16 protein-coding genes are annotated in these 17681 nt (G+C 74.5%); 11 read left to right on the top strand and 5 right to left on the bottom strand.

Annotated elements, in window-relative coordinates:
• The first annotated feature begins 509 nt into the window (after positions 1 to 509).
• Both AB0469_RS28690 and AB0469_RS28685 read left to right on the top strand, forming a co-directional pair.
• On the top strand, positions 510 to 1847 hold the full coding sequence (locus tag AB0469_RS28690) for a transcriptional regulator (RefSeq protein WP_366454345.1): 1338 nt from the start codon (positions 510 to 512) through the stop codon (positions 1845 to 1847).
• A 52-nt stretch (positions 1848 to 1899) separates the two neighbouring features.
• Entirely contained in the window at positions 1900 to 2436 is a 537-nt protein-coding gene (locus tag AB0469_RS28685) for an NUDIX domain-containing protein (RefSeq protein WP_042816658.1), read from the top strand.
• A gap of 43 nt (positions 2437 to 2479) precedes the next feature.
• Here AB0469_RS28685 and AB0469_RS28680 read toward each other — a convergent pair whose 3' ends face one another.
• Positions 2480 to 3382 (bottom strand): 3-hydroxybutyryl-CoA dehydrogenase, encoded by a 903-nt coding sequence (locus tag AB0469_RS28680; RefSeq protein ID WP_366454344.1) that lies wholly within the window; start codon positions 3380 to 3382, stop codon positions 2480 to 2482.
• A 155-nt stretch (positions 3383 to 3537) separates the two neighbouring features.
• Here AB0469_RS28680 and AB0469_RS28675 point away from each other — a divergent pair, with 155 nt between their 5' ends.
• Positions 3538 to 4809, top strand: a complete 1272-nt coding sequence (locus tag AB0469_RS28675) for a family 10 glycosylhydrolase (RefSeq protein ID WP_366454343.1) — start codon at positions 3538 to 3540, stop codon at positions 4807 to 4809.
• Positions 4810 to 4825: 16 nt separating this feature from the next.
• Here the strand turns inward: AB0469_RS28675 and AB0469_RS28670 are convergent, their stop codons facing one another.
• Both AB0469_RS28670 and AB0469_RS28665 read right to left on the bottom strand, forming a co-directional pair.
• Complete coding sequence (locus AB0469_RS28670) at positions 4826 to 5044, bottom strand: DUF1918 domain-containing protein (RefSeq protein WP_366454342.1); 219 nt, start codon at positions 5042 to 5044, stop codon at positions 4826 to 4828.
• 58 nt (positions 5045 to 5102) lie between these two features.
• Positions 5103 to 6032 (bottom strand): DMT family transporter, encoded by a 930-nt coding sequence (locus AB0469_RS28665; RefSeq protein ID WP_366454341.1) that lies wholly within the window; start codon positions 6030 to 6032, stop codon positions 5103 to 5105.
• Here AB0469_RS28665 and AB0469_RS28660 point away from each other — a divergent pair.
• The 7 genes from AB0469_RS28660 (at position 6031) to AB0469_RS28630 (ending at position 13609) form a co-directional block, all read left to right on the top strand.
• Complete coding sequence (locus AB0469_RS28660; RefSeq protein ID WP_366454340.1) at positions 6031 to 7461, top strand: PLP-dependent aminotransferase family protein; 1431 nt, start codon at positions 6031 to 6033, stop codon at positions 7459 to 7461. The genes AB0469_RS28665 and AB0469_RS28660 overlap by 2 nt on opposite strands.
• A 72-nt stretch (positions 7462 to 7533) precedes the next feature.
• Complete coding sequence (locus AB0469_RS28655; RefSeq protein ID WP_366454339.1) at positions 7534 to 8298, top strand: N-acetyltransferase; 765 nt, start codon at positions 7534 to 7536, stop codon at positions 8296 to 8298.
• 447 nt (positions 8299 to 8745) lie between these two features.
• Entirely contained in the window at positions 8746 to 9774 is a 1029-nt protein-coding gene (gene argC / locus AB0469_RS28650) for an N-acetyl-gamma-glutamyl-phosphate reductase (protein WP_366454338.1), read from the top strand.
• The gene (gene argJ / locus AB0469_RS28645; RefSeq protein WP_366454337.1) at positions 9771 to 10943 is read left to right on the top strand and encodes a bifunctional glutamate N-acetyltransferase/amino-acid acetyltransferase ArgJ; all 1173 of its coding nucleotides are present in this window, start codon (positions 9771 to 9773) and stop codon (positions 10941 to 10943) included. Before argC ends, argJ begins: the two co-directional genes overlap by 4 nt.
• Entirely contained in the window at positions 10940 to 11875 is a 936-nt protein-coding gene (argB, locus tag AB0469_RS28640) for an acetylglutamate kinase (RefSeq protein ID WP_366454336.1), read from the top strand. The genes argJ and argB overlap by 4 nt, the downstream gene beginning before the upstream one ends.
• Positions 11872 to 13062 (top strand): acetylornithine transaminase, encoded by a 1191-nt coding sequence (locus AB0469_RS28635; RefSeq protein ID WP_366454335.1) that lies wholly within the window; start codon positions 11872 to 11874, stop codon positions 13060 to 13062. Before argB ends, AB0469_RS28635 begins: the two co-directional genes overlap by 4 nt.
• A 7-nt stretch (positions 13063 to 13069) precedes the next feature.
• A complete protein-coding gene (locus AB0469_RS28630) occupies positions 13070 to 13609 on the top strand; it encodes an arginine repressor (RefSeq protein ID WP_079425174.1) in 540 nt (179 codons plus the stop codon).
• 74 nt (positions 13610 to 13683) lie between these two features.
• Here the strand turns inward: AB0469_RS28630 and AB0469_RS28625 are convergent, their stop codons facing one another.
• Positions 13684 to 14370 (bottom strand): L,D-transpeptidase family protein, encoded by a 687-nt coding sequence (locus AB0469_RS28625; protein ID WP_366454394.1) that lies wholly within the window; start codon positions 14368 to 14370, stop codon positions 13684 to 13686.
• A 55-nt stretch (positions 14371 to 14425) separates the two neighbouring features.
• Positions 14426 to 15979 (bottom strand): HEAT repeat domain-containing protein, encoded by a 1554-nt coding sequence (locus AB0469_RS28620; RefSeq protein ID WP_366454334.1) that lies wholly within the window; start codon positions 15977 to 15979, stop codon positions 14426 to 14428.
• Between the two features lie 260 nt (positions 15980 to 16239).
• On the opposite strand from AB0469_RS28620, the gene argH reads away from it, so the two are divergent.
• A complete protein-coding gene (gene argH / locus AB0469_RS28615) occupies positions 16240 to 17667 on the top strand; it encodes an argininosuccinate lyase (protein WP_366454333.1) in 1428 nt (475 codons plus the stop codon).
• Positions 17668 to 17681 lie beyond the last annotated feature (14 nt).

Here is a 17681-nt window from a genome sequence, read left to right as displayed (position 1 = left end):
CGTCCGACCACCGGACGGGCCCCTCAGGCATGCCGGGCGGGGGTTCACCCGTACGGGTGGGAGTGCGGGCGGCTCCGCCCCGGGACCGGACCCGCCCGGCCGGGGGGAGTGGAACGGCCCGGGCGGATCCGTGTCACCGGTGCTGCCGCTCCGCACCGGGCCGGTGGACGGACCCGGTGCGAAGCCGGCCGGCTCGGGCGGGGGGCCCGGCGACCAACCGGGCGGCCCCCGCGGAGCCGTGGTGCGCCGCCCGCCCGCCATGGAGTGTCGGGCAGACAGCAGGGCGGGCGGCGCGGTGCCGGGTCGTCGCACTGTACGAGGGGGAGCCGACGACCGGGCGGCCTCCTTGGCGAGGCTCTTCAGTGAACCGCGCCGCGGCCCCCTCGCGGCAGGGTGCGTATCGCATTTATGCGCGTTCTTGTTTCACACCCCGTGTGAATTGGACGCACCGCACCCCGCGCACCCTGCCCAGCCACTAGCCTGGAGCCGACGAGCCCTTGGAGGGGCCCATGCAGCCCAACGCCCTGCTCGACGCCCTCCTCGCCGAGGCGGGCATGTCACACGCCGGACTCGCCGCGCACGTCAACCAGGCGGGACGGTCCCGCGGACTCGCGCTGCGCTACGAACACACCGCGGTCTCGCGCTGGTTGAAGGGGCAGCGACCCCGGGGCCAGGTGCCCGACCTCATCTGCGAGGTGCTGGGCGGACGCCTGCACCGCCCCGTGGGCCTCGACGACATCGGCCTCGGCGTCCCCGGCGGGCAGACCCCGCACGCCACCCGGCTCAGCGGCTTCGTGGACCGGGCCACCGCCCTGTGGCGCTCCGACGAACTGGGCCGGCCCGCGCAGCTCACCGCGCAGGCCCTCACCGGAACCCCCGCCGTGATCCCGGTGTGGGAGTGGGAGAACCCGCCCGAGGACGCCGACGTGTCCCGCTCGGGCACGCAGCGGATCGGCCCCGAGCACATCGAGATCCTGGGGGCGGCGCGGGCCCACTACGAGCTGATGTACCGTCGGGCCGGCGGGATGGCCACCCGGGCCCGGATCGTCCGCTTCCTCGGCAATGAGACCGCCCCGATGCTGCGCGGCAGTTACCCGGACGACCTCGGCCGCCGGCTGTACCGCGCCACCGGGTCGCTGGTGGCCGTCGCGGGCATCTGCGCGTACGACTCCGACGCGCACGGCCTCGCCCAGCGCTACTTCCACCAGGCCCTGCGCCTGGCCAAGGCCAGCGGGGACCGGGGGCTCGGGGCCTACGTGATCGCCCTGCTGGTCAACCAGTCCCTGCACCTGCGGGACTTCCGCCAGGCGGTGGCCTTCGCGGAGGCCGCGCTGCGGGCCGCCGGCAGCCGGATCACCCCGGCCCTGGCCGCCGACCTGTACGCGATGCAGGCCAAGGCCTACGCCCAACTCGGGGACACCGCAGCCGCCCTGGGCTGCATCCGGCGCGCGGAGGCCGCCGCCGAACGGATCCGGCCCGGCACCGAGCCCGCCGAGACGGGCTACGTCCAGCCCGGCCTGGTCAACGTCCAGGTGGCGGAGGCGCTGCTGAGCCTGGGGGACCTGGACGGCGCGCACGAGCAGGCGGCCGAGGCCGTCGGCACCCCGGCGCACGACCGGGGGCGGGTGCACCGGCTCGCCATGCTGTGCGAGATCCAGCTGCGCCAGGGGGAAGCGGACCGCGCCGCGGCCTCGGCGGCCGAAATGGCCGAGCGGGCCCGGGGGATGGAGTCGCTGCGGCTGCGCGACCGGTTGCGCACGGTGCGGGAAGCCCTGCTGACCAGCGGCTGCGCCGGTGCGCAGGAGACCGCCGACCTCATCGACGGGGCGCTGCGCGTTCCCCTGTGACGGTCCGAGCTGCTGCCATGTTGCCACCTACGAACCGGAAGGCGGCACGACCGTGCAGTGGACGAACCTGAGTGAGCAGACCGTGTACAAGAACCGCTGGTTCGACGTGAACCTCGCGGACGTGGAACTCCCCGACGGCCGGCACCTGGACCACTTCGTCATCCGGCTGCGGCCGGTCGCCGTGGCCACGGCCGTCAACGAGGCCGACGAGGTGCTGCTGTTGTGGCGGCACCGGTTCATCACGGACAGCTGGGGCTGGGAGCTGCCCGCCGGGGTGGTCGAGGACGGGGAGTCCCCGGAGGCGGCGGCCGCCCGGGAGATGGAGGAGGAGTCGGGCTGGAGGCCCGGTCCGCTCCACCACCTGATGACCGTCGAGCCCTCCAACGGACTGACGGACGCCCGCCACCACCTCTACTGGGCGGACGGGGCCACCCTCATCGGGGAACCGGAGGACGGCTTCGAGTCCTCGCGCCGCGAGTGGGTGCCGCTGAAGCTCGTACCGGACATGATCGGGCGCGGGGAGGTCCCGGCCGCCAACATGGCGGCCGGGCTGCTCCTGCTGCACCACCTCCGGCTGGGCCGGCCGTAGCGGGCGGGCCGGACGGCCCCCCCGCGAGCCGCCCGGGGGAGGGTCAGCCGTACGGGTAGAAACCCGAGCCCGTCTTGCGGCCCAGGCGGCCCGCGTCGACCATCCGCTGGAGCAGCGGGGGAGCCGCGTACAGCGGCTCCTTGTACTCGGCGTACATCGAGTCGGCGATGGACGCGATGGTGTCCAGGCCGATGAGGTCGGACAGCTTCAGCGGGCCCATGGGGTGGGCGCAGCCCAGCTCCATGCCGTTGTCGATGTCCTCGCGGCTCGCGATGCCGGACTCGAACATCCGGATCGCCGACAGCAGGTACGGCACGAGGAGGGCGTTGACCACGAAGCCGGACCGGTCCTGGGCGCGGACGGCGTGCTTGCCCAGCACGTCCCGCACCAGGGCCTCGGACCGCTTGACGGTCTCCTCGCCCGTCGTCAGAGCCGGGATCAGCTCGACGAGCCGCTGCACGGGCGCCGGGTTGAAGAAGTGGATGCCGATGACCTGGTCCGGCCGCGAGGTCGCGACGGCCAGCTTGACCAGCGGGATCGAGGAGGTGTTGGAGGCGAGGATCGCGTCCGGACGGGTGATGACCTGGTCCAGGACCTGGAAGATCTCCGTCTTGACCTGCTCGTTCTCGACGACGGCCTCGATGACGAGGTCGCGGTCGGCGAACTCGCCGAGGTCGGTGGTGAAGGTGAGGCGGGCCAGGGTGGCGTCCCGCTCCTCCTCGCTGATCTTGCCGCGTTCGGCGGCCTTGGTCAGCGAGTTGTGCAGCCGGGTGCGCCCGATCTCCAGGGCCTCCCCGGTGGTCTCGGCGACCTTCACCTCAAGACCGCTGCGGGCGCACACCTCAGCGATGCCCGCGCCCATCTGGCCACAGCCCACCACGCCGACCTTGGTGATGTCGGTCGCAAGGGTAGAGAGGTCCGTCACATCGTGCCTTTCGCTGCTCATCCATCGCGGGTCCCCCGTTGTTCGGCAGTGGTAACTGCACCCCGGCGCCCGCCACGCCCCCCGACGTTACTCCCGTCCTTCCCGCCGGTGACGGGGCGGGGCGGGCATGCTGGGCGTTCGCGAAGCGTTGTCACGGAGTGGAACGGAGTCGTCACATGACGTACATCGGACGGCGGGGGCTGCTGGCGGGAGCGGCGGGGGCGCTGGCCGCCGCGGCGGGCGCGGGCCCGGCGCAGGCGGCCCCCGGCCCGGCGCGGGCGCCGCGGTCGGGCGGCGGGGGCGGGGGAGCGGGCCGGGCGGCGGCCCGGGAGTTCCGGGGGATGTGGATCGCGACCGTACAGAACGTGGACTGGCCCTCCGCGTCGGGGCTGTCCGCCCGGGAGCAGCGCGCGGAGCTGACCGCGCTCCTGGACACCGCCGTCCGGCGCCGGCTGAACGCCGTGGTCCTCCAGGTCCGGCCGGCCGCCGACTCGTTCTGGCCCTCGGCGCGCGAACCCTGGTCGCAGTGGCTGACCGGGACGCAGGGCAAGGACCCGGGCTGGGACCCGCTGGGCACGGCGGTCGCCGAGGCGCACGCCCGCGGGCTGGAACTGCACGCCTGGTTCAACCCGTACCGGGTGGCCAACCACGCCGACCCCTCCCGGCTGGCCGCCGCGCACCCGGCCCGCCGCAACCCCGGCTGGGTCGTCCCGTACGGCGGCAGGCTCTACTACAACCCCGGGCTGCCCCAGGTGCGGGCCTTCGTGCAGGAGGCGATGCTGGACGCCGTCTCCCGCTACCCGGTCGACGGGGTGCACTGGGACGACTACTTCTACCCGTACCCGGTGGCGGGGGAGTACTTCGACGACGACGAGGCCTACGCCGACTACGGGGCCTCCTTCGGCACCCGCGCCGCCTGGCGCCGCCACAACACCGACACCCTCGTGTCGGAGATGGCGCAGCGGCTGCGCCAGGTCCGTCCGTCGGCGCGGTTCGGCGTCAGCCCCTTCGCGGTGTGGCGCAACCAGGAGACCGACCCGCTCGGCTCGCCGACCCGGGCGGGCGTGCAGACGTACGACGACCTGTACGCGGACACCCGCAAGTGGGTCACCGAGGGCTGGATCGACTACATCGTGCCGCAGGCGTACTGGCAGCTCGGCCACCCGCAGGCCGACTACGCGGCGATCGTCCCCTGGTGGGCGCGGACGGTCGCGGGGACGGGCGTGGACCTCTACGTCGGCGAGGCGCTGTACCGCTGCGACGCCCAGAGCTCCACGCCCGCCTGGCGCGATCCGGCGGAGCTGTCGAAGCACCTGACCTTCGCCAAGCGGTACGCGGAGGTCCGCGGCCACGTCTACTTCTCGGCGAAGCAGGTGGTCGCGGACCCCAACGGAGCCATGGCCCGGGTCGTCGCCGACCACTACCAGACGGTGGCGGCGCCGCGCTGATCCGGTGTCAGGCTGATCAGTGCCAGGTGGTGGTGGCCTTGCCCTCGGGCCTGTCCGGGTGGCGTACCACGCAGTCGGGACCGGGGGACATCACGGCGTCGTGCCCGTCCGGGAAGTGAACCCGGTACGGGGGCGCGCCGTTCTCGCCCAGCACCTCGACGATCTCGCCCACCCTGTCGTGCTGGCCCACAACCCTGCCGTGCTGCACCAGCTGGTCGCCCTCGGTCGCTCGCATCTGCTGACCTCCCTCGGAACAGGTCGATCCGGTGCCAGTAGTTTAGGCCGATCCGGGGCTATTTGACCCGTTGGGTCACGGTGATGCAGACCAGGACCGCCCCGGCGGCCAGCGGGGTCGCCGGGGACAGGTGCTCGCCCAGCAGGGCCACCGACCAGACCAGGGTGAGGAGCGGCTGGGCGAGCTGGAGCTGGCTGGCGCGCGGGGCGCCGATCGCGGCCATGCCGCGGTACCAGACGTAGAGCCCGAGGAAGGTCGAGCCGGCCGCCGCCCACAGCAGGCCGGCCGCTCCGTGCCAGGTCAGGTGCACCGGCTCGGCCGCGAGCCCGAGGGCGGAGCCGGCCAGCGCGAGCGGCAGGCACAGCACCAGGGCCCAGCCGATCACCTGCCAGCCCGGCATCAGCCGGGCCAGGCGGCCGCCCTCGGTGTAGCCGGCCGCGCAGACCAGGAGCGCCCCGAACAGGTAGGCGTCCCCGGCGGAGGGGGCGCCGCCGCTCTGGGCGAGGGTGAAGGCGAGGACCACCAGGGCCCCGGCGACGGCCGCCGCCCAGAAGGCGCGCGGGGGGCGGGTCCCGGTGCGCAGGGCCGACAGGGCGGCCGTGGTCAGCGGGAGCAGGCCCACCACGACGGCGGCGTGCGAGGTGGTGGAGGTCTGCAGGGCGAGCGTGGTCAGCAGCGGGAACCCCACGACCACTCCGCCGGCGACGACGGCGAGCCCCGCCCAGTGCCTCCGGGCCGGCGGCGGCACCCGGCCGGCGAGCAGGAAGCCGCCCGCGATGGCGGCGGCCAGGACGCTGCGCAGGGCCACGAACGACCACGGGCCGAAGCTCTCCAGGCCCCAGGCGGTGGCCGGGAAGGTCAGCGAGAAGGCGACCACCCCGAGGAGGGCGAGGGCGGTACCGCCGCGGCCCCCCGCGTGGACCGTGCTGCGGCCCCCCGCCTGGACTGCTATCGGGGTCGGGCGAGTAGCGCTATTCTGTGCTGTCATGTACGAGCGTAGCAGTGTGGCGGAACTGGCGGAATCCCTGCGGTCCGAGCTCGACCGCTACCCGGTGGGTGGAAAGCTGCCGTCCAGCCGGGCCCTGGTCGAGCGCTACCGCGTCAGCCCCGTCACCGTCTCCCGGGCCCTCGCCCAGCTCGCGGCCGAGGGGCTCGTGGTCACCCGCCCCGGCGCCGGCGTGTACCGCGCCCACCCCCGTACGGCCGACCCCGCACCCGGGGACACCTCCTGGCAGGAGGTCGCCCTGAGCGCCGAGGGTGCCGGGGAGGTGGTCCCGCGTTCGGTGGACGCCTCCGGGGTGCTGGTCTCGCTGGCCCAGCCGCCGCCGGGGGTCATCGAGCTCAACGGCGGCTACCTGCACCCCTCGCTCCAGCCCGAGCGGGCCATGGCCGCCGCCCTCGCGCGGGCCGGGCGCCGGCCCGGGGCCTGGGGGCGGCCGCCGATGGAGGGGCTGCCCGAGCTGCGCGACTGGTTCGCCCGGGAGATCGGGGGTGCGGTGGGGGCGCTGGGCGCCGCCGACGTGATGGTCACCGCGGGCGGACAGAGCGCCCTGACCACCGCCCTGCGGGCGCTCGCCCCGCCCGGTGCGCCCGTGCTGGTGGAGTCGCCCACCTACCCCGGCCTGCTGGCCATCGCCCGCGCCTCGGGCTGCCGGCCGGTGCCCGTCCCGGTGGACGCCGACGGGGTCCGGCCGGAGCTGCTGGCCGCCGCCTTCGAGGCCACGGGTGCGCGGGTCTTCGTGTGCCAGCCGCTGTTCCAGAACCCCACCGGGGCGGTGCTCTCCGCCGAGCGGCGGCCCGAGGTGCTGCGGATCGCCCGGGCCGCCGGGGCCTTCGTGGTCGAGGACGACTACGCCCGCAACCTCGCCCACGAGGACGCGGGCCCGCTGCCCGCGACCCTGGCCGCCGAGGACGCCGACGGGATCGTCGTCCACGTGCGCTCCCTGACCAAGGCCACCTCGCCCAGCCTGCGCGTCGGCGCGCTCGCCGCCCGCGGCCCGGTCCTGGACCGGCTGCGCGCCATCCAGGTCGTGGACAGCTTCTTCGTGCCCAGGCCGCTCCAGGAGGCCGCCCTCGAACTGGTCGGCGCCCCCGCCTGGCCCCGCCACCTGCGGGCCGTCGCCGCCGAGCTGCGCCACCGGCGCGAGGTGCTCGCGGGCGCCCTGCGCCGGGAGCTGCCCGGGGCGGAGGTGCCGCACCTGCCGCGCGGGGGCTACCAGCTGTGGGTTCGCCCGGCGGGGGGCGGCAGCGACGCGGACTTCGCGGCGGCGGCCCTGCGCGCCGGGGTCGCGGTGGCCCCGGGCCGCCCCTACTTCTGCGCGGAGCCGCCCGCCGCGTACGTCCGGATGAGCTTCGCCGGGGTCTCGGGGCCGGGGGAGCTGGTGGAGGCCGTCCAGCGGCTGCGCGGCGGGCTGTGACCGGGCCGCCCCTGCGGGAGGCGCACCCCAAACCCCGTTGAGGCGGGGGAGGTGCCCGCCTAGCCTGCCCCCATGACCGAGATCGAGATCACCTCTCTCGCCCGCCGCCCCGAACTGGCCGGCCGGCTGTGGGACATGGAGGACTCCTGGCCGGAGTTCGCCCAGCACGACTCCGTGGCCTGGCTGCTCTACCCGCGCCTGGTCGCGGAGTTCCCGGAGTACGTGTTCATCGCCACCGACGGCGACGAGGTGGTGGCCCGGGCCTTCAGCGTGCCCTTCGCGCTGCACGCCGCCGACCGCGGCGGGGTGCTGCCCGCCCAGGGCTGGGACCGGGTCCTGATGTGGGCCTTCTCCGACCGGCGGCGCGGGGTCCGGCCGGACACGGTCAGCGCCCTGGAGATCTCGGTCGCCGCCGGCCGGCAGGGGCGGGGGCTCTCCGGGCGGATGCTGGCCGCGATGCGCGAGGGCGCCCGGGCCGCCGGCTTCACGGAGGTCGTGGCCCCGGTCCGGCCCAACGGCAAGCCCGCCGAGCCGGAGACCCCGATGTCCGAGTACGCGTACCGCACCCGCGAGGACGGCCTCCCCTGCGACCCGTGGCTGCGGGTCCACGTGCGGGCGGGGGCCGTCATCGACTCCGTGGCCCCGCTGTCGATGACCGTCACCGGCTCCCTCGCCCAGTGGCGGGAGTGGACCGGACTTCCCTTCGGCGAGGCCGGCCAGGTCCGCGTCCCGGGCGCGCTGAGCCTCGTCCGCTGCGAGCCGGAGCACGACTACGCGGTCTACGTCGAGCCCAACGTCTGGGTCCGCCATCCCCTGGAGCCGACGCCCGCGGCCTGACCCGCACCACCCGCACCACCCGCACCACCCGCGCCAGGGGACCGTCCTGCCGGCCCTCGCTGACGGGCCGGCCCCTGGCCCCGTCCTGGTACCGGCCCTCGCAGACCCGGCCCCCCGGTACCGCCGAGATCCTCGGCTTCCACGCCCACCCCGACGGCCGGGGGACCGGCGTCGCCGCAGCCCTGATGGCCGGGACGCCGGAGCGGCTGCGCGCGGACGGCTTCACCTCCGCGCACCTGTGGACCCTGCGCTACGCACCGCGGTCCCGGCGCTTCCACACCCAGTCCGGCCTCACGGGAGCGGTGCCTCGCGCCCCTGCGACTTCGGTGACGGGCACCCCTTGAACAGGTCGAATACGAGCGCGACTGTGGAGGTGACGGACCCCGGGAAGCCTTTGCATAAACCTGCAAAGGTACGTATAGTCATGCCATCGAGGAGGAGGGTCCGATGGTGGTACGAGTAGCGGTGGCCGGAGCGAGCGGATACGCGGGCGGTGAGGTCCTGCGCCTGCTGCTCTCCCACCCCGAGGTGGAGATCGGCGCGCTGACCGGCCACTCCAACGCCGGACAGCTCCTCGGCGCCCTCCAGCCGCACCTGGTGCCGCTCGCGGGCCGGACCCTGGAGCCCACCACGGCCGAGGTCCTCGCCGGCCACGACGTCGTCTTCCTCGCGCTGCCGCACGGGCAGTCCGCCGCCGTCGCCGCCCGGCTCGGCGACGACGTGCTCGTCGTCGACATGGGCGCCGACCACCGGCTCAAGGACTCCGCCGACTGGGACCGCTTCTACGGCGCCCCGCACGCCGGGACCTGGCCCTACGGCCTCCCCGAGCTCCCCGGCGCCCGGGCCGCCCTCGCCGGCACCAGGCGCATCGCCGTCCCCGGCTGCTTCCCCACCGCCGTCTCGCTCGCGCTCTACCCCGCCTACCAGGCGCGGCTCGCCGAGCCCGAGGCCGTGGTCGTCGCCGCCACCGGCACCTCCGGCGCGGGCAAGGCCCTCAAGCCGCACCTGCTGGGCTCCGAGGTCATGGGCACCGTGACCCCCTACGGGGTCGGCGGCGTCCACCGCCACACCCCCGAGATGGTGCAGAACCTCTCCCCCCTCGCCGGGGAGAGGGTCTCCGTCTCCTTCACCCCCAACCTGGTGCCCATGCCGCGCGGCATCCTCGCCACCTGCTCGGCCAAGGCCCGCCCCGGCACCACCGCGGAATCGCTGCGCGCCGCCTACGAGAAGGCGTACGCGGACGAGGCCTTCGTCCAGCTGCTCCCCGAGGGCGTGTGGCCGACCACCAAGGCGGTGTACGGCTCCAACTCCGTCCACCTCCAGGTCGCCTACGACGAGTCGGCCCACCGGGTCGTCGCCATCAGCGCGATCGACAACCTGACCAAGGGCACCGCCGGCGGCGCGGTGCAGAGCATGAACATCGCCCTCGGCCTCCCCGAGGCACTGGGACTTTCCACGATCGGAGTCGCACCGTGAGCGTCACGGCAGCACAGGGATTCACGGCGGCGGGCATCGCCGCCGGGATCAAGGCGAACGGCAACCCCGACCTGGCCCTCGTGGTCAACAACGGGCCGCGACTGGCCGCCGCCGGCGTCTTCACCTCCAACCGCGTCAAGGCCGCGCCGGTCCGCTGGTCCGAGCAGGTCCTGCGCGGCGGCGCGGTCAGCGCCGTCGTCCTCAACTCCGGCGGCGCCAACGCCTGCACCGGCCCCAAGGGCTTCCAGGACACCCACGCCACCGCCGAGAAGGTCGCTGCCACCCTCAACGCGCACGGTCCCGGCGGCGAGCACAACGCCGGCGAGATCGCCGTCGCCTCCACCGGCCTGATCGGCGTCCTGCTCCCCATGGACAAGCTGCTGCCGGGCATCGAGACCGCCGCGGCGGCCCTCTCCGCCGACGGCGGCGAGGCCGCGGCCATCGCCATCAAGACCACCGACACCGTGCACAAGACGGCCACCGCCACCCGGGACGGCTGGACCGTCGGCGGCATGGCCAAGGGCGCGGGCATGCTCGCCCCGGGCCTGGCCACCATGCTCGTCGTCCTCACCACCGACGCCGACCTGGACGGCGCCACCCTGGACAAGGCGCTGCGCGACGCCACCCGCACCACCTTCGACCGGGTCGACTCCGACGGCTGCATGTCCACCAACGACACGGTGCTGCTGCTCGCCTCCGGCGCCTCCGGGCAGGTCCCGGCGTACGAGGACTTCGCCGGGGCCGTCCGGACCGTCTGCGACGACCTGGCCCGCCAGCTCATCGGAGACGCCGAGGGCGCCAGCAAGGACATCCGCATCGAGGTGGTCGGCGCGGCCTGCGAGGACGACGCGGTCGAGGTCGGCCGGTCCATCGCCCGCAACAACCTGCTCAAGTGCGCCATCCACGGCGAGGACCCGAACTGGGGCCGGGTGCTCTCCGCCATCGGCACCACGAAGGCGGCCTTCGACCCGGACCGCCTCAACGTCGCCATCAACGGCGTCTGGGTCTGCCGGAACGGCTCGGTCGGCGAGGACCGCGACCTGGTCTCGATGAAGGGGCGCGAGGTGCGCATCACCGCCGACCTGTCGAGCGGCACCGAGTCGGCCGTCGTCTGGGCCAACGACCTGACGGCCGAGTACGTCCACGAGAACAGCGCGTACTCGTCGTGAGCGCCGCGAGGAAGCACACCGCGCTGCCCAAGGCGGAGATCCTCATCGAGGCCCTGCCCTGGCTCACCCGCCACAACGGCAAGATCGTCGTCATCAAGTTCGGCGGCAACGCCATGATCGACGAGGAGCTCAAGGCGGCCTTCGCCCAGGACGTGGTCTTCCTGCGCCAGGCCGGCCTCAAGCCGGTCGTGGTCCACGGCGGCGGCCCGCAGATCAAGGCCCAGCTCGCCAAGGAAGGCCTGGTCAGCGAGTTCAAGGCGGGCCTGCGCGTCACCACGCCCGAGGCGATGGACATCGTCCGCATGGTGCTGGCCGGGCAGGTCCAGCGGGAGCTGGTCGGGCTGCTCAACCAGCACGGCCCGCTCGCCGTCGGCCTGACCGGCGAGGACGCCCACACCATCACCGCCACCCAGCACAAGCCCGAGATCGAGGGCGAGCTCGTCGACATCGGCCGGGTCGGGGAGATCACCTCCATCGACACCGGCGCGATCGAGGCGCTCCTCGCGGACGGCCGGATCCCGGTCATCTCCTCCATCGCCCGCAGCGCCGACGACGGCCACGTCTACAACATCAACGCCGACACCGCGGCCGCCGCCCTGGCCGCCGCGCTCGGCGCCGAGACGCTGATGGTCCTCACCGACGTCGAGGGCCTCTACGCGGACTGGCCCCACAGCGACGAGGTCATCAGCCGGCTCACGGTCGGCGAGCTGGAGAAGCTGCTGCCCGAGCTGTCCAGCGGCATGGTGCCCAAGATGGAGGGCTGCCTGCACGCCGTGCGGGGCGGGGTCCCGACGGCCCGCGTCCTCGACGGACGCGTCCAGCACTCGATCCTGCTGGAGATCTTCACCGACCAGGGCATCGGCACCATGGTGGTGCCCGATCCGCAGCCCGCGACGCACGAGCCCGACGCACGGCAAGGGGGAGCACAATGACGCACAACGAGGAGTACGCCGCCCGCTGGAAGGGTGCGCTCACCGACAACTACGGCACGCCGGCCGTGGCCCTCGTACGCGGCGAGGGGGCCCAGGTCTGGGACGCCGACGGCGCGCAGTACACCGACTACGTCGGCGGCATCGCGGTCAACGCCCTCGGCCACGCCCACCCGGCGATCGTCGAGGCCGTCACCGCGCAGGTGAAGACCCTCGGCCACGTCTCCAACCTCTTCTCCTCCGAGCCGGTCATCGCCCTCGGCGAGCGGCTGCTCCAGCTGTTCGGCCGCGAGGGCCGGGTCTTCTTCTGCAACTCCGGCACAGAGGCGGTCGAAGCCGTCTTCAAGATCGGTCGGCTCACCGGCCGGACGCACATGGTCGCCACCGACGGCGGCTTCCACGGCCGGACCATGGGCGCCCTCGCGCTCACCGGGCAGCCGAAGAAGCAGGCCCCGTTCCTCCCGCTGCCCGGAGACGTCACCCACGTCCCCTACGGCGACGTCGAGGCCCTGCGGGCCGCCGTCACCGAGGAGACCGCGCTCGTCCTCATCGAGCCGATCCAGGGTGAGAACGGCGTCGTCGTCCCGCCCGCCGGCTACCTGACGGCCGCCCGCGAGATCACCCGGGCCACCGGGACCCTACTCGCCCTCGACGAGGTCCAGACCGGCATCGGCCGCTGCGGCACCTGGTTCGAGTACCAGCAGCACGAAGGCGTCGAGCCGGACCTGGTCACGCTCGCCAAGGGCCTCGGCGGCGGCCTGCCCATCGGCGCCGTCGCCGCCTTCGGGCCGACGGCCGGGCTGCTCCGGCCGGGCCAGCACGGCACCACCTTCGGCGGGAACCCGGTCGCCTGCGCCGCCGGCCTCGCGGTGATCGACACCATCGCCACCGACGGACTGCTCGACCGGGTCAAGGCCCGGGGCGAGCGGCTGCGCTCCGGAATCGAAGCCTCCGGTCACCGGCTGGTCTCCCACGTCCGCGGGTCGGGCCTGTTGCTGGGTATCGTGCTGACGGAGCCCCTTGCACCGCAGGTGCAGCTGGCGGCTCAGCAGGCCGGATTCCTGGTCAACGCGCCCGCCCCCGACGTCGTACGGCTGATGCCCCCGTTCGTCATCACCGAGGCCGAGGTCGACGCGTTCGTCCGGGCACTTCCCGGCATCCTCGACGAAGCGGGACGATCCGGAGAATGAGACGACGATGAGCCAGGCGCAGGAACACGAGCAGAACGGCGGCCCCTCCGTTCCGCAGACCCGCACCGCCCGCCACCGCCGGATCGTGGACATCCTCAACCGGCAGCCGGTCCGCTCCCAGAGCCAGCTGGCCAAACTGCTCGCCGACGACGGGCTGAGCGTCACCCAGGCGACGCTCTCCCGCGACCTCGACGAGCTGGGCGCGGTGAAGATCCGCAACACCGGCGGCGAGCTGATCTACGCGGTTCCCAGCGAGGGCGGCTTCCGCACCCCGCAGGCCCCCCTCGGCGAATCGGCCAAGGAGGAGCGCATGCGGCGCCTCTCCGGCGAACTGCTGATCTCGGCCGAGGCCTCCGCGAACCTCGTGGTCCTGCGCACCCCGCCCGGGGCCGCGCAGTTCCTCGCCTCGGCCATCGACCAGGCCGAACTGCACGCGGTCCTCGGCACCATCGCCGGCGACGACACCCTGATGCTCATCAGCCGCGACCCCTCGGGCGGCCAGGCCCTGGCCGACCACATGCTGCGCCTGGCGCAGAAGGAGGGCTAGGGGGTGTTGCGGAAGTGCGTGCCGGGCGCCGCGGGCGCCGTGCGGGACTTTCGCAACACCCCCTGGGCACCCCCTCAGTACCGGGTCACGGCCAGCGGGCCGTCCTCGGTGCCGATGGCGATGTGCGGGGAGCGGCGCGGGTTCGCCCAGCGCAGCAGCTCGCGCATCGCGCCCCGCGGCACGGAGACGCAGCCCGCCGTCGCGCCCCTGCCGTCCACGTGCAGGAAGATGCCCGCGCCCCGGCCGCGCACCGGGCGCTCGTAGTTGAAGCCGATGACCAGGGCGTGCGCGTACTGGGTCCCGTACGCCGCCAGGTGCTCGGACTCGCCCGGTGCGCAGTCGGCGGGCAGCGGCTCCGTCCAGCGGTTGTAGCTGCCGGAGGCGTTGTCCTGGCACCACCACGAACGGTCCGTCACCCGCCGGTAGGCGTACTCCGTGCCGGCCGGAGCGTGCGCGGTGCCGAAGGCGTACGGCAGGTCGTACAGGCCGGCCGGGGTGGTGTTCGTGCCCTGGGTCCGGGCGGCCCCCTCGGTCAGGCCGTTCGCGCCGAACCGGGCGGGCGCGCGCCCGGCCTCGTACCAGCGGCCCGCCCGCCGGTCCCACCAGGTCAGCAGACCCGTGGTGGAGCCCGGCGCGGGTGCGACGGCGGTGATCAGCTGACTGCCGCCGCCGGTGTCGGCGAGGCGGGCGGGCAGCGGATCGGGCCCGTACGGCCACAGCCCGGCGAGGAGCAGCGAACCGGCGATCAGAGCGTTGCGCAGCACAGGTCAGACGGTAGGGCCCGGCCGGGGCGGGAGCGGGGCCGCCGGGCCGAGGTCACCCGATCCGACGCGCCCGCCCGGGCCCTCGGGCCCCGGGGGAGTGGGACAGGCGCAGGTCGAGGGCGTCCAGTTCCTCGGCCGCCCGTGCCAGCAGCCCGCCCAGCTCCGCCCGTGCCGCCTCGCCCTCGTCCAGGGTGGACAGCCAGTTCCAGGAGGCCACCCGGTCCCGCGCGCGCCGACGGGTCCCCGGGTCGGGGTCCGTCAGCAGGGCCACCGACGCCCGCAGTTCGGCGCTCCCGCCCCGGCCGTGCAGCAGCCGGAAGGCGGCCCTGCGGGTGTGCTGGCGGCGCCGCGGCCCGGCCAGGGCGGCCAGCGCGGCGGCGTCCAGCCTCCCGGCCCCCGGGAGCAGGTGCAGCGCGGCCTCGCGGGCCGCCGATGCCGAGGAGTCCTCCAGCAGGGCCAGCAGCAACGGGGTCTCCACGCGGGCCCCCAGCCGGCGCAGCCCCGCCAGGGCGGCGCCCCGCACCGGGCCGTCGCGGTGTTCCAGCAGGGGGCGCAGCAGCGGGGCGTCCTCCCGTCCGGCCACCTCGGTGAAGCCGGTCACCGCGTACCGGTCCACCCGCTCCGGGTCCGCGAGCAGCGCGCGGTAGTGCGCGTGCGGGTCTCCGCCGTCCTGGCGCAGCAGCCAGCGGGCGCAGGCGCGTACGGACCCCGCCCGGTCGGCGAGGAAGCGGTCGGCCTCCGCCGCCCGCCCGGCCCGGCGCAGGGCGGTGACCCCGGCGGCCCGCACCTGCGGGAAGCGCGAGCCGAGCAGGGTGTCGACCGCCCCCTCGTCCGGCCCGCCGGCGGCCAGCGCCGCCAGCGCGGCGTCGGTCCACATCCGGCCGGTCGCCGGATCGCGCTCGACGGCGGCCCGCCGGGCGAGCTCCCCCGCGCCGTACCGCCCGACGCCGAGGGCCACCCGGGTGGCGAAGCGGCGGGTCGGCCGGTCGGCGCTCCCGGCCAGGCGCTCCAGCAGGTGCTCGCGCTGCCGGGGGGTCAGCGAGTTCCAGCTCCAGGTCGTCGAGGGCAGCCCGGGACGCCACCACGCGGCGAGGACGGAGTACCGGCCGCCGAGGGCGGCCTCCAGCTGCTCGACGGCCCAGGCGCCCTGCTCGCGACCGCCCAGCCGCAGGGCGAGCGGGGTGAGCGCGGCCAGCACGCGGGCGGGATCGTCGGCCACCGGCCGGTTCAGCGCCCTGCGGGCCCGGTCCCGGGTGCGGACGGGGTGGTGGGCCACCACCCGGCCCAGCACCCTGCGGGCGCGCTCCCGTACCTGCGGGACCCAGTCGGCGCACCGGATCAGGACGAGCTGGGCCGGAGGATTGCGCCAGGCGGCGAGCGCGGAGGCGCGGATCCGCCCGTCGGGGTGGCACAGCCGCGCCTCCAGCCGGTCGACGTGCGCCCCGGCCCCCGGGAACCGCTGGAGGCGCCGCATCTCCCGGTCGAAGGCGATCCAGGCCTCCGGCCCGTTCCCGAGGAGCCGGCCGGCCACCGGGACGGTGTCCCCGCGCATCAGCTCCCGGGCCACGCCCCGCCCCATGGCCTCGTGCTCGGCCGCGCTCCACATGTGCCCTCCCCGGCTGGATCCGCCCCCGATGGTAGGCGGCGGCTCGGCGTCCCGCCCCCGTATACGGCCTGGTCAGCGACGCAGAGAGGAAGCTCGATTGACGAAACATACGGAGCAATGCATAGTTATGCTTATTCTTGCCGTGGACCGCCGCGCTTCGCGACCCCGCCTGAATCGTTTGACGCTGTACCGGGACGGCCTCCCCGCTACCTCCGCGGCGGGGAGGCCGTCCACTTCCACCCTCATGAGGAGCAGTAGCTGTGAGCAGCAACAACGGTGACGTCCGGCTCTGGGGCGGCCGGTTCGCCGACGGCCCTTCGGAGGCCCTCGCGAAGCTGTCCGCGTCGGTCCACTTCGACTGGCGCCTGGCCCCCTACGACATCGCCGGCTCGCGCGCCCACGCCCGCGTGCTCGCCAAGGCGGGCCTGCTCACCTCCGAGGAGCTCGACCGCATGATCGAGGGCCTCGACCGGCTGGAGGCCGACGTGGCCGACGGCTCCTTCGTCGGGACGGTCGCCGACGAGGACGTCCACACCGCGCTGGAGCGGGGTCTGCTGGAGCGGCTCGGCCCCGACCTCGGCGGCAAGCTGCGGGCCGGGCGCTCGCGCAACGACCAGGTCGCCACGCTCTTCCGGATGTACCTGCGCGACCACGCGCGGACCATCGGAGGCCTGATCGCCGACCTCCAGGACGCGCTGGTCGGCCTGGCCGAGTCGCACCCGGACGTGGCGATGCCGGGCCGGACCCACCTCCAGCACGCGCAGCCGGTCCTCTTCGCCCACCACGTGCTGGCCCACGTGCAGTCCCTGTCCCGGGACGCCGAGCGGCTGCGGCAGTGGGACACCCGTACGGCGGTCTCCCCGTACGGCTCGGGCGCCCTGGCCGGCTCCTCGCTCGGCCTGGATCCGGAGGCGGTCGCCGCCGACCTGGGCTTCGAGCGCGGCTCGGTCGGCAACTCGATCGACGGCACGGCCTCGCGCGACTTCGTCGCCGAGTTCGCCTTCGTCACCGCGATGATCGGGATCAACCTGTCCCGGATCGCCGAGGAGATCATCCTGTGGAACACGAAGGAGTTCTCCTTCGTCACCCTCCACGACGCCTTCTCCACCGGCTCGTCGATCATGCCGCAGAAGAAGAACCCGGACATCGCGGAGCTGGCGCGCGGCAAGTCGGGCCGCCTCATCGGCAACCTGACCGGCCTGCTGGCCACCCTCAAGGCGCTGCCGCTGGCCTACAACCGGGACCTCCAGGAGGACAAGGAGCCCGTCTTCGACTCCTGCGACACCCTGGAGGTCCTGCTGCCGGCCTTCACCGGGATGATGGCCACCCTCACGGTCAACCGCGAGCGGATGGAGGAGCTGGCCCCGGCGGGCTTCTCCCTCGCGACCGACATCGCCGAGTGGCTGGTCAAGCAGGGCGTGCCCTTCCGGGTGGCGCACGAGGTCGCCGGCGAGTGCGTCAAGGTCTGCGAGGCCGAGGGCATCGAGCTCGACGAGCTCACCGACGCCCAGTTCGCGAAGATCTCGGAGCACCTGACCCCCGAGGTCCGCACCGTCCTCAACGTCCCCGGCGCCCTGGCCTCCCGCAACGGCCGCGGCGGTACCGCCCCCTCGGCGGTGGCCGTCCAGCTCACCGAGCTCAAGGCCGACCTGGTCATCCAGCACGCCTGGGCGATCCACAGGCAGTAGTCGCCGAACGCCCG

The sequence above is a fragment of the Streptomyces sp. NPDC093801 genome (assembly GCF_040701585.1).
GTDB lineage: Bacteria > Actinomycetota > Actinomycetes > Streptomycetales > Streptomycetaceae > Streptomyces.
Note: the sequence above shows the minus strand (reverse complement) of the source record. Positions and strands in the feature narration are given on the sequence as shown.